The organism is Arthrobacter sp., assembly GCF_030540645.1.
Lineage (GTDB): Bacteria > Actinomycetota > Actinomycetes > Actinomycetales > Micrococcaceae > Specibacter.
On sequence record NZ_JAUNVV010000001.1, the window covers coordinates 43,120 to 55,296 of the forward strand.

Genomic DNA, 12,177 nt, shown 5'->3' on the forward strand with positions numbered 1-12,177 from the left:
CCATAGATGGTTTGGCGTGTTGCTTGACCCAAGAAACAACAGCTTGAATCTTATCCGTTTGTTCTTGGCTTTTGTTGTTTTGGTGCACCACAGTTGGCCACTCGCTGGGGTTCCTGGAGAGCCACATTTTGCCGGGGATACGCTTGGCGGTTGGGCCGTAGCAGGATTCTTCGGCATCAGCGGGTACCTCATCACCTCCAGCCGGTGGTCAAATTCACTGGGCTCCTATCTGATTAACCGGATCGCACGAATAATGCCAGCCTTTTGGGTCTGCCTACTGATGATGGCGGCCTTTTTTGCCCCCGTTGGTTATCTGGTGAACCATGGGAGCTTTACGGGATATCTGACATCAGGACACTCCCCGTTGAACTTCCTGATCTCCAACTCGTTGCTGGAGATGCGCTTTTACGACATTGCCGGGACTCCGCTCAATGTTCCATACTCGGGTGCGTGGAATGGGTCGCTATGGAGCCTCTACTACGAGTTCATTTGCTACCTCATCATTGCTGCGCTCGGGACTTTTGCCTTCGTGCGACGTTCCCGGTGGCCATTAACCTTGGCGTTCCTTGTCTCCGTCATCGCCCAAGCGAATGTCGACCTCATTGGCCGACTCACGAACGATAATTTCGACGTGGTTCTGTTGCTTCGTCTGCTCCCATTCTTCCTCGCCGGTTCCACAGTGTTCATGTGGAAAGACAAAATTGGATTCCACTGGTTTCCCGGCGTGCTTTCATTCCTGGCAGCTTTTGTTGTTTCTTCGACCGTGCCAGGGTGGGGTGTTCAAGCTTCGGCATTGTTCGTCACGTATGGCATCATCTGGCTCTCGACCGTGCTCAAACAGCCTCAGTTGGTTGCAAAAAACGATATTTCCTACGGTGTTTACATTTACGCGTTTGCTGTGCAGCAGTTGCTAGCCGTATTCGGCGTCCACGAGCGGGGCTTGCTGTTCTTTAGCATTCTCGCTGCGGTCATGACGGTTCCACTGGCCACGGCCAGTTGGCTCTGGATAGAGCGCCCCATCATGCGTCGAGTTCGAAGTGCCACGCGCAAGAAGAGGCCTTCAGCTGATGCCGGCAGCTTGGATGATTCGCACCCCCCGGGCAGGGACATTGGCAGGATGGAACCGTTGAGAGTGGTCACTGACCCGATAGTCGGGTGAGCCAGGAAACGTTTGAGAAATTCCACTCGAGGCCTGGTGACCGCCCCTGGTGGGAACAATGGATACACCTTCGCTCTCGCCGTCTGTCGAGCCGGTCGCTGGAGTTGGCCAGCGGAACGGTGCTCGTCGCCGTGAAATTCATCCCCTTTGTATGAACAGCTGGTAGCGAATTGGTACCATTGTGGGTGGGGATCAGGGTCGCTGGGGCGGCAACGACGTCAGCTAGAGGCAAGGATTAATGACTCAAGCCATCAAAACGAAGCCAGGATCAAGAGGAAGAAGATCCGCAGAACGGTATCCATCGACTCCGCCAGGATCAGTACGAAAATACCTTCCCGAAGTCCAGGGATTGAGGGCCTTGGCCGTATTGATGGTGGTTTCCTACCATGTTTGGTTCGGAAGAATTTCCGGTGGCGTGGATATTTTTTTGCTGATCTCTGCATTTCTGCTGACAGGACAGTTCACCCGGAAGCTGGAGTCCGGCAGGGCGCTTGAACTACTCAAGTACTGGGTCCACTTATTCAAACGACTTTTGCCTCTTATCGCGATAACGCTTCTGGCTACCCTTGGTGCCACCCGGCTGTTTCTTCCTGAGACACGATGGGGCAGTATTTTCGGCCAAACGTGGGCCTCGCTCTTCTACTATCAGAACTGGTTTCTTGCCTCGGAGTCGGTGGACTACTACGCAGCCGACCACAGTGTGGCCAGTCCATTGCAGCATTTCTGGTCCTTATCAATCCAAGGGCAAATATTCATCCTGTGGCCCTTGATCTTCGCCGCTGCAGCCTGGATTTCGCGAAGAGCTTGGCTGAGAATCCGGCCATTGCTGATTTTGATGTTTGGCACAGTTTTTGCTGCCTCACTGATGTTTTCAATCATCACAACCGCAAACAACCAGGCGTTCGCTTACTTTGACACGCGCACACGCCTTTGGGAATTCGCGTTGGGCTCCTTGCTTGCGCTGCTGCTGCCATATCTCAAATTCAGCCGATCTGCCCGCATTTTCTTGGGATGGCTTGGCGTTGTGGGCATGTTGTCATGCGGAATCATTCTGCAGATAGGCCAGCAGTTTCCCGGTTACATGGCATTGTGGCCCACCCTGGCAGCCGCTTGTATTATTGTCGCCGGGTTTACGGACAGCAGGAGCGGCGCCGATCGATTTCTCAGCTGGCGTCCACTCGTCAAACTGGGTGACAGTTCCTATGCGCTCTATCTTTTCCATTGGCCAATTTTGGTTACTTTCTTGGTCACTTCTGGACGGGAAACTGCCGGCCCGGTGGCCGGTTTCATTATCATTGTCGTATCCATTGCTGCGGCCTGGTTCGCTACTAAGCTCGTCGATTCGCCCGTTCGGCGCAGCAAATGGATAGAGAAGAAGCGCAGGAGGGCCCTCGCCGTCATCATTCTCTGTGTCTCGTTGGTTGCAATTCCGCTGGCTGGTTGGCAGGTAAATATACATGCTGAAAATCTGGCGCTGAAGGCAGAGGCCGCCAGAAACAACCCTGGTGCGGCATCCTTGTCGTCTGGTTTCGTTGACGAGGCAGACAAGAACGCGCCCATGCTCCCGCTGAAGGCGACGCTGCCCGACGATTGGCCCGTATTTGTGGGTGGGGATTGCCAAAGCAATGGACAGGAACTGCTGAACCTGTGCAGTAACGGAATTAAGGATGGAGCAAAATCCATCGTGGTCCTGGGCAGTTCTCATGCGCACGTTTGGAACACACCAATTCTGGACATGGCAAAAGAAAACCAATGGAGCGTCACTTCCATCACCAAGGGCTACTGTCCTTTAGGAGAAGACACCTCAGTAGGTATATCTGAGAGTTGCGCCGAGTTCAACAAAGATACTTTGAAGCAGGTATTGGCCATGAAACCCGACGCGGTGGTCACTACAAGCACTCGCACCAACGTCCTGTGGCAAGTGCCGGAGCAGCTCGATCCAGGGTGGGTATCGACCGTGAAGACCTTGAATGCGGCAGGGATCAAGGTAGTTGCCATCCGTGATACTCCGCGTCTTCCACAGAATGTGCCTGATTGCCTTGAAGAGGCGCCCACCGATTTCGTCGGATGTGGAGCGAAAAGAATAGACCTGTTCAAAAAGGCCGCACCCACGGATCAGGTGGCTGCAAGCCTTCCAGATACAAAATTCTTGGATTTCACGAAGTACTTTTGCGATGACACGGTTTGTCCCGCTGTCATTGGCAACGTTCTCGTCTATAAGGACGACAACCATGTGACGCGCACGTACATGGAAACCCTCGCGCCCTTCTTCAAAAGTGAGTTTCAGGCAGCTACTGGCTGGGACATTCACTAGCTCGATGCCAGGATGCGTCACATGTCCATCTGCATTGCATCCCCCACGCGCCAAGAGGAGAGGCCCCGCACACCAGTTGGTGTGCGGGGCCTCTCCGCTGGCAGAAATACTAAGCAGGCTTTACATCCGGCTGGGCATCGATCCAGTCCGCCAGACGCTCGATTCCCTGTTGGAGATTGTAACGGGGAGTCCAACCAAGAACTTTCTGTGCTGCGCTGATGTCGGCCCACGCATGGCGCACGTCGCCTTGACGGTATTGACCAGTTACGTGTGGGGCGGGGGCGCCGTAGCGGACTGCAATGGCCTGTGCAGCGGTACCAATGGTTTGGAACTCCCCGGACCCGATGTCCAAGGGAATAGGATGTGTCTTCTCCGAGGTGGCACCGGCAACGATTGCTGATGCTACGTCATCAATTAGAATAAAGTCACGGCGCACCTGGCCATCCTCGTACAACGGAATGGACTTCCCGCCCATGGCCATGCGGCAGAACAGGCTCATGATCCCCGTGTAAGGGTTGATGAGCGACTGTCCGGGGCCGTAGACGTTCTGGAGGCGAAGGACAGCTGTCTCAACGCCGTATGATTTGGCCCACGCCTGCAAGATATGTTCTTGGGCCAGCTTGGTTGCCCCATAGACGCTCACTGGGGCTGGGAACACTTCAGCAGAGTTCATTGCCGTCGGATCAGCACCTGGAAAATCCCATTCGGACTGGTCTAAGGTTTCACTCGTTCGCTGGCCTGGGTGGAAAAGCTCGCCGTTTGCATTTCGCCAAGCACCCTCTCCATAGACCGCACGGCTGGATGAGAGCACAATACGGCGGGGGAGAGCCTTGTTCCGGATGAAGCCATCCAAGAGTTGCGATGTGCCGACCACATTCACGTGGGTGTGGCGCGTCGACTCTTCAAGCGACTGACCTGTCCCGGTCTCCGCGGCCAAGTGGATCACAACATCAGGCTTGAGTTCAGGAATAATGCGGTCCCAAGTTGATGCTTCAGTGATGTCTGCGGCGATTAATTCGACACCGTCCGCCAGCCCCTCTGGACGTTCGCCGGATTCGTGAATCTGGGGATGGAGGTTGTCTACCGCCACGACCCTGCTAAAGGTTTGGAGCAGGGACTCAGAAATGGCGCAACCAATGAAACCTGCGCCACCAGTGACGAGGACGGTCTCCATCCGTTTTTCCGGGGAATTGTGCATTGTAGGGCTCTTTCTCGAATCGGTTATGAAGCAATAGGGCGGGAAGCCAGAACTAAGAGCCGAAGGCGTGGCGTGCTAACGTTCCGGCGGCTTTCGTATCACGGGCCAGAAGTGCCTTTGGCATGAGGGCAAGTGCATGGGCTCTGGATGTCAACCGCAGTTTCGCGGCCCTGGCAGCTTTTGTCCATCCGATCTCGGCTGCCTGGCTCGCAGCAAGACTGAAGTAGTCGCGTTCACCGATGAATCGTGAACCATCAATCAATTTTGCCGATGACGCACTGTTGGAATGCCGTCGGTATGAGAAACAAACCGTCGGTTCAATGAGCAACTGGTCTCCTGCATAAATCATGTCCATGATGAGGGCAAGATCTTGAATAATGGGGAAACCGTCACGGAAATCAACGGCTCGCATCCTATCGGTGCGGAAGGCCAAAGCTGGCCAATACAACCAGTCGCCGTGCATCAAATTGGCAGCGATCGACTCACCCGAGACCAGTTGGGGACCGTTGCCATGTGGACGAACCAAACGCTGCTTAATGGTGTCGACAAAAGTCTTGACAACAACGCTGCGTTCATCGATGACTTGTACGCCGGGCTGAATAATGGCCGCGTTGGGAAATCTTTCGTGTGCTGCATTGATCGTGTCCACATAATTGGGAAGAAGAACGTCATCACAGCCGAGGATCACCATAACCTGTTCCGTGGCAAGAGAGACGCATGTGCGGTAGTTCGCCGTGATGCCTCCGTTTTGCTCTTTGCGGATATATTTTATACGGCTGTCGTTCAGGCTTGTAAAGAATTCTTGAATTTCAAGTTCGGGATAGGCATCATCCACGACCGTCAGCAGCCAATCGTTACTGGTCTGGGCCAGAACGCTATTGACTGTCTCTTTCATGTAGCCGGGGTCTCCCCAGTATGGAATGAAAATGTCCAAGGGCATAGTGGGTATGTCTCCTTCTCCCCTGGATCAGGGGCACGGCCGGGATGGCCTAGGTTTCGTTTCTTGGGGACTGGTCGGTCAGTGCGTCAATTCTTGACTCAAGTTTGTCGATCTGCGCGCGGAGAATTGCAGCTTCTTCAGCCAGCACACGGGTCTCGTCCTCAACAACGGAGATTTCCCACGAAAGATGCAGGCAAACCCCGAGAGCCAGAACAATGCTCATTGCAAAAAGTAGGTTTGAAGGAACTTGTACGTGGAGAGTATGTGCAACGATTTCGAGCAGGCGTGGGAACGCTGCAAGGACCAGCATTGACAGCCCAACGAGCAGCCACAGCGCAGCGTACTTTTCCCTTATCTTCTTCCGACGCAACATGTCGAAAACAATCAGGACAATAACAATCGAAAGTATTAGTGCGGCGATAACCGACATGGCCTAATTTATCCTGCTTCAGGTTCGGTCTGGAATAGGGTGGACGGTTTTCTCGTGAGTGCAAAAAGGAAGGCGAAAATACTCCGGCCCAGATAGATGGCCGCCTTGGCCGGATTATGGCTTGGAGTCCCAGCCTGGCGGGCACGCATCTCCACTGGTACTTGGGTGACTTTGCAGCCTGATCGAATCGCAACGACAAGTGAGTCAATGGTGTCGCCGAGATATTCTGCCGGATAGTGGTCTAAGTATTGTGCGATCCCCCGAGTGTTTGCGGCACGAAATCCGGAGGTGACGTCAGTCAAGCGAGTGCCCGCAAGAGTGGAAATAGTCTTTGCCAGAAAAACCATGGCCCATTTTCGTGGACCACTGACCGAATAAGTCCCTTTGTCGGCAAAGCGGGCTCCGATGGATATATCCGCATTCTCCAGTCCTTGGAGCACTACGGCAATGTCCTTCGGATCATGTTGTCCATCGGCATCGACTTGGATCACCGCGTCATAATTGTGTCGGCTGGCATATTTGAATCCGGCGCGCATGGCACCTCCCACGCCCAAATTGAATGGCAGATGAAGCACTGTTGCGCCTGCATTGGCCGCCACTTCTGCTGTGTTGTCAGTCGACCCATCGTTGACTACAAGGATGTCGTATTTTTCCGGTCGCGCCAAGACTTCGCGAACGGTATTACCGACAGCCAAACCCTCGTTCCAAGCGGGCATAATGACGAGTACGCGTTGTAGAAGTGGGTCGGTCATGATCTCCAATCTATACCAATCAGGTTCAAGACAATGAGTTCTTGGACGCACGAGGCGTCTCGCATCGGTGGCATGACTAGTCCAAACCGTAGTTGTTCACGGAATGGCGGAGATAGATTTTGGCAAATGTGTTTGGTGCCACTTTCAGCATCAGGGCTGCAGCAGCGAATTTGGGCTTCGCCATTGCGGCAGCCAATATCCATGATGTGCGGAGGGCACGACGGCAGTCGTCGATGGTTGACCTAGCCGCAGGCTGTCGTGCAAGCTTCATGATTGCACTTTGGGCGACGATGAGAGTGATGAGCAACCGCATAGTTGCATATGGCTTGGCGAACCGTCCTGTACGCAGTTCCTCTGGAAGATGCCGATGAAGATCTGCCAGCGCTAAATCTGAATCGCTCCGTGAAGGAATCCTTCCCCACGTCAACGACCCAGGTGAGATGTAATATCTGTTCAGTGGCACGGATGAACTAGTAACTGTGCGGGCTCGGGAGTCCAAAAGAACGTTGATGGTCATGTCTTCGAACCGAGTCGACCCCTCAGGGAAACTGATGCCGTTGAAAAGTGTCCTCCGGTAAACTTTGTCCCAGGCAAACGGCAGGATTTCATCGAGCATGGCAGCACGCATGGCTTCCAGTCCTGTGCACCGGCCGACGAATTGGCTGTGACGGGCCGACTCGGTTCCGTCGGGTCGGACCACAAAATGCCCAGCAATCGAAATATCGGTACCGTCGGTCAGGGCAGATACATGGTGTTCAAGGAATTCGGGCAAAAATTCGTCGTCTGAGTCCAGGAAGGCGACTAGTGTTCCGGAGGCAGCCCGCAGTGCTTCATTGCGAACGCCGGAGGGTCCGATGTTCTGCTCCATGCTAATAACGCGAACGCGTGGATCCTTAGTTTCGGCAATAGTCGCGTTGATGACATCCAGTGTCTTGTCCGTGGAGGCGTCGTTGACGATAATGAGTTCAAAATCGGTAAAAGTCTGTGTAAGCACACTGTTGATGGAGCGCTGCACAGTGGAAGCTGAGTTGAAGCAAGGCATGATGATTGAAACGTGGGGGTTGCTAGTCATCGATTGCATCCTTCGGGGTTAAAGAGACCAAGAGCGACTTGTGTTCGTTGCGAAGTACGCCCACAGCATGTACTACGGCGCCAATTATGGGACCGACAAAGAGACTCACCACAACCGTTTGATCCAGTGGACCTGGAATGAAAAGTATTGCAACTGAAGCTGCAGTCGCTACAACCCATCCGGACAGATAAAGACGATGCAGACCGCGGGCCATAGCCGCGGTTCCCGTCAATGTCAGGATTGCCAGAAATGCAGCAGCAAACGTCAATGCTCCCAGCAGCCACCCATCAACGGAATAGTCGGGACCAAAAATGAGCATGATGTAAGGGCCTACAACAGCAGCCAGTATTCCACCCACCATGCCCAACGCGAGAATTGCCGCAAAAGGTTTTACAAGTACTTGAACGGCTGGACGTTGTGAGTGGATTAGGGATGTCATGACAACGCCTTGGAAGGCCTGCAGTGGAATCATGATGGGAGCCCGCGTAAGGGAAACCGCCAGCAGAAGGGGTGCAGCCACCGCAAAATCGGCAGGAGTGGCAGCTACTTTAATGACTGCGGGGAACCCTGTAATCAGGACGGCTGTGGAGGCCGCGGTCGCCATGGCCAGACCGCAACGAACAACGTATGCCAGCACTCCGACATCAGCGCGTGCACGCAAAGCATTGCGGCCGCCGCTGGTAAATGCCGCAAAGTAGAACCAGACAAGGGTTCCACTCAACGCACCGAACTCAAGACCAAAGAGGCTTCCGCCAAGGAACGCAGCAAGCGCCATGACAAGAAGCCTGACAATTGCCTCCGTGGCTGCCAATGAAGAATAGGTTCCCCATCGTTCCAAACCGGCTGTTGCGCCAGCCAGTCCTATGTGGCCGGAATACAATAAAACAGAAAGTGCGATTCCAAGCCAGAGCAAGGGTGGGGCGCCAGGGATCAATGCCGGCATCCAGACCGGACTGCTCAAGGCGAGAAACAGCGCAGCTGCAGCACCGATCAAGAGGGACACCGGCAAAACAGGCGCGCCAAGGACAACGGATCGATTTGCAGACATCGAACGGGATTTGACTGAGCGCGTGGCTTCAGTCATCAACCCAGTGAGTACACCGAAACAGCCCAGCAAGACACCCCAGAATGCCAAAAAATTTGCGTTTTCACTTGGTGTAAGGCTGCGGGAGGCGACAATGAGCACCAAGTATCCGCTCGCTGCGGCAACTAGGGACGACAAACCTACGGATGAGAGATTCTTACCCTTGCTGGATGCAGGAGGCGACACTATGAGCCGAGCCCAAAGAGTGGGGTCAGGCTCTCCCAAACTTTGGCGTTGCATTGGTTGTTTTGCTGGAAGGAAACCCTAATGTGCTTGCCCTTGGATTCGCCAAACACGTCAGCAACAACTTGATTGCCGGTGTCTTTGCACTTTTTGTCATCAGTTGGCTTCAGTTCCGTCTTGAACAAGCCTGCTGACTTCTGCACAACTGCGCATGCATCATCTGCATCAGGAAGGTCTGTGGGACTCACTGCCTTGGAACCGACACAAAATAGGTGGAGGGTGCGTACGTCCAGAGCGTTGCCCATCAGAATAGTTATGACAAGTCTTGTATCCACAGCTGTGGTGGGCGAGGGGTAATTTGTGGCCACTGGCTCAGCAGAGGCGCTGGCGCTTGCGCTCGAGGCAGGAGGTGTTTCACTTGGGAGGGTGCATCCGGACGCTGCGGTTGCCAGGGCTGCTGCCAGAGCGATGTTCGCCCAGATTCTCTTCAAGATGTTCCTCCATATGGTGCCCCGCCAGCTTACCCCACAGCTTCGTGTGGAGGATTCGGGTGCGCTCGCCTACCTGCCGGGGGAGCTGCCAACACCCCACGGAACCGGCAGCTGCAAGCTGCGTTCCCGTATGCTGGCCTAATGCGAAAACTCCTTGTGACCGGCGGGGCCGGCTTCATTGGTTCCAATTTTGTTCATTACATCATCGAGAACACCGACATGCACGTGACGGTGTTGGACAAGCTCACCTATGCCGGCAACAAGGCTTCCTTGACTGGTCTTGCCGCGGATCGATTTGCCTTTGTTCAGGGTGATATTTGTGATGCGGAACTTGTTGAGGGGTTGGTGGCTGATGCGGATGCTGTAATCCATTACGCAGCCGAATCACACAACGACAATTCGTTGCAGGACCCGCGCCCGTTTCTGGATACGAACATCATTGGCACGTACACGTTGATCGAAGCGGCCAGGAAAAACAACACGCGATTCCACCACATCTCCACCGATGAGGTATATGGAGACCTGGAATTGGATGAACCACAGCGGTTCACGGAAGCCACCGCCTACGCGCCTTCGAGCCCGTATTCGTCCACGAAGGCCGGTTCAGACATGCTGGTCCGTGCCTGGGTGCGCTCCTTCGGCCTACAGGCAACGATCAGCAACTGTTCCAATAACTATGGCCCTTACCAGCACGTGGAGAAGTTCATTCCCCGCCAGATCACCAACGTGATCGACGGGATCCGCCCCAAGTTGTACGGGAAGGGCGAGAACGTGCGTGACTGGATCCACGCCAATGATCATTCCTCGGCCGTGTTGGCAATCCTGGAAAAGGGTCGGATGGGCGAGACCTATCTCATTGGTGCTGACGGAGAGAAGAACAACAAGGACGTTGTGGAATTGATCCTCACACACATGGGTCTGTCTGTAGATGCGTATGACCATGTAGTGGACCGCCCAGGGCATGACCTGCGCTACGCCATTGATTCGCAGAAGCTGAGAGCCGAACTTGGCTGGACGCCGTCGTTCGCGAATTTTGACGCCGGGATTGAGGACACGATCAAGTGGTATCGCGACAACGAGTCTTGGTGGCGTCCGCAGAAGGCTGCAACCGAAGCGAAGTACAAGGAACAGGGCCAGTAGCGATGAGCATTGAGTTCTCCAAAAAACTCGCGTCCACCGAGACATCGATTCCCGGCGTCGTCCTGTACGACCTGCCCGTCCACGGGGATAATAGGGGCTGGTTCAAGGAAAACTGGCAGCGGGAAAAAATGCTGGACCTTGGCTTGCCCGATTTCTCCCCGGTGCAAAACAATATTTCCTTTAACGAAAAAGCAGGCACCACCCGTGGCATCCACGCTGAGCCGTGGGACAAGTTCATCTCCGTGGCCACGGGCAGGATCTTCGGGGCATGGGTTGACCTGCGGGAAGGGGAATCCTTCGGTGCGGTATTTACGGCGGAAATGGATCCCTCCCAGGCTATTTTCATTCCCCGCGGCGTGGGTAACGCTTTCCAAACCCTGGAAGACAACACTGCCTACACGTATCTGGTCAACGACCATTGGTCTGCCGATGCTCAAGGACAATACACGTTCCTGAACTTGTCAGATGAGACGGCAGCCATCGCCTGGCCGATCCCGCTGGAGGAGGCAGAACTGTCCGATAAAGACAAAGCACACCCCCGCCTGGCGCAGGTAAGCCCGATGGGCGCCAAGAAGATCTTGGTCCTGGGTGCAGACGGGCAGTTAGGCAAGGCCTTGCGTGCCGCCTACAACGGCAAGAACAATGTTGAGTTCGCCGCCCGCACGGATTTCAACCTCACGTCCGAGTCTTCCTACACCGGCCGGAACTGGAAAAACTACTCCACGATCATCAACGCTGCCGCGTACACCGCTGTGGATGCGGCAGAAACCCCGGACGGGCGGGCTGCGGCGTGGGCCGTCAACGTCACTGCCGTGGCAAACCTTGCCAAAGTCGCCACCGCCCACGGCATCACTCTTGTCCACGTTTCCAGCGACTACGTCTTTGACGGCACAGCCGCAACGCATGATGAAGATGAAGTCTTTACGCCCTTGGGTGTCTATGGACAGTCCAAAGCAGCTGGCGACGCCATTGTCTCGACCGTTCCCCGCCACTTCATTGTGCGCACCAGCTGGGTCATCGGCGAAGGCAGCAACTTCGTGCGCACCATGGCCTCCCTTGCTGCCCGTGGCATCGCGCCCAGCGTCGTCAATGACCAGATCGGCCGCCTGAGCTTCACCGAAGACATTGCCGCCGGCATCAAGCACTTGCTCGAAACCGGGGCCGACTATGGTGTGTACAATCTCAGCAATGAGGGGGAACCCCAATCTTGGTCCGACATTGCCGCTGACGTCTATGAGCTCACAGGCCATAGCCGTGAGGCTGTGACCGGCATCAGTACCGAAGAATACTTCAAGGGTAAGGATGCGGCCCCAAGGCCGTTGAAAAGTGCCTTGGACTTGACGCGCATTAAGGCCACCGGCTTCGAGCCGACATCAGCTGCGGTGCGCCTGGCCGAGTATCTAGACAAGTAGAA

At 54.9% G+C, this 12,177-nt stretch carries 12 protein-coding genes; 5 read left to right on the top strand and 7 right to left on the bottom strand.

Features of this window, described 5'->3' with window-relative positions; translation table 11 throughout:
• Positions 1-43 precede the first annotated feature (43 nt).
• Positions 44-1,159 (top strand): acyltransferase, encoded by a 1,116-nt coding sequence (locus tag Q4P21_RS00165; RefSeq protein WP_303386850.1) that lies wholly within the window; start codon positions 44-46, stop codon positions 1,157-1,159.
• A 238-nt stretch (positions 1,160-1,397) separates the two neighbouring features.
• A complete protein-coding gene (locus tag Q4P21_RS00170) occupies positions 1,398-3,473 on the top strand; it encodes an acyltransferase family protein (RefSeq protein WP_303386851.1) in 2,076 nt (691 codons plus the stop codon).
• A 109-nt stretch (positions 3,474-3,582) separates the two neighbouring features.
• Here the strand turns inward: Q4P21_RS00170 and Q4P21_RS00175 are convergent, their stop codons facing one another.
• From Q4P21_RS00175 to Q4P21_RS00205, 7 genes are all read right to left on the bottom strand, one after another.
• Positions 3,583-4,671: an NAD(P)-dependent oxidoreductase gene (locus Q4P21_RS00175; RefSeq protein WP_303386852.1), complete on the bottom strand. Its 1,089-nt coding sequence runs from the start codon at positions 4,669-4,671 to the stop codon at positions 3,583-3,585.
• A gap of 52 nt (positions 4,672-4,723) precedes the next feature.
• On the bottom strand, positions 4,724-5,611 hold the full coding sequence (locus Q4P21_RS00180; RefSeq protein WP_303386853.1) for a glycosyltransferase family 2 protein: 888 nt from the start codon (positions 5,609-5,611) through the stop codon (positions 4,724-4,726).
• Between the two features lie 49 nt (positions 5,612-5,660).
• Positions 5,661-6,041 (bottom strand): DUF2304 domain-containing protein, encoded by a 381-nt coding sequence (locus tag Q4P21_RS00185; protein WP_303386854.1) that lies wholly within the window; start codon positions 6,039-6,041, stop codon positions 5,661-5,663.
• Positions 6,042-6,049: 8 nt separating this feature from the next.
• On the bottom strand, positions 6,050-6,793 hold the full coding sequence (locus Q4P21_RS00190; protein ID WP_303386855.1) for a glycosyltransferase family 2 protein: 744 nt from the start codon (positions 6,791-6,793) through the stop codon (positions 6,050-6,052).
• A gap of 76 nt (positions 6,794-6,869) precedes the next feature.
• On the bottom strand, positions 6,870-7,865 hold the full coding sequence (locus Q4P21_RS00195) for a glycosyltransferase family 2 protein (RefSeq protein WP_303386856.1): 996 nt from the start codon (positions 7,863-7,865) through the stop codon (positions 6,870-6,872).
• Complete coding sequence (locus Q4P21_RS00200) at positions 7,858-8,913, bottom strand: hypothetical protein (RefSeq protein WP_303386857.1); 1,056 nt, start codon at positions 8,911-8,913, stop codon at positions 7,858-7,860. The genes Q4P21_RS00195 and Q4P21_RS00200 overlap by 8 nt, the downstream gene beginning before the upstream one ends.
• Before the next feature lie 221 nt (positions 8,914-9,134).
• Entirely contained in the window at positions 9,135-9,437 is a 303-nt protein-coding gene (locus Q4P21_RS00205; protein WP_303386858.1) for a hypothetical protein, read from the bottom strand.
• Between the two features lie 55 nt (positions 9,438-9,492).
• On the opposite strand from Q4P21_RS00205, the gene Q4P21_RS00210 reads away from it, so the two are divergent.
• The 3 genes from Q4P21_RS00210 to Q4P21_RS00220 are packed head-to-tail and all read left to right on the top strand — an operon-like array spanning position 9,493 to position 12,175.
• The gene (locus Q4P21_RS00210; protein WP_303386859.1) at positions 9,493-9,765 is read left to right on the top strand and encodes a hypothetical protein; all 273 of its coding nucleotides are present in this window, start codon (positions 9,493-9,495) and stop codon (positions 9,763-9,765) included.
• On the top strand, positions 9,765-10,763 hold the full coding sequence (gene rfbB, locus Q4P21_RS00215; protein ID WP_303386860.1) for a dTDP-glucose 4,6-dehydratase: 999 nt from the start codon (positions 9,765-9,767) through the stop codon (positions 10,761-10,763). Before Q4P21_RS00210 ends, rfbB begins: the two co-directional genes overlap by 1 nt.
• A gap of 2 nt (positions 10,764-10,765) precedes the next feature.
• Positions 10,766-12,175, top strand: coding sequence for a bifunctional dTDP-4-dehydrorhamnose 3,5-epimerase family protein/NAD(P)-dependent oxidoreductase (locus Q4P21_RS00220; RefSeq protein ID WP_303386861.1), 1,410 nt, complete (start codon positions 10,766-10,768; stop codon positions 12,173-12,175).
• Positions 12,176-12,177 lie beyond the last annotated feature (2 nt).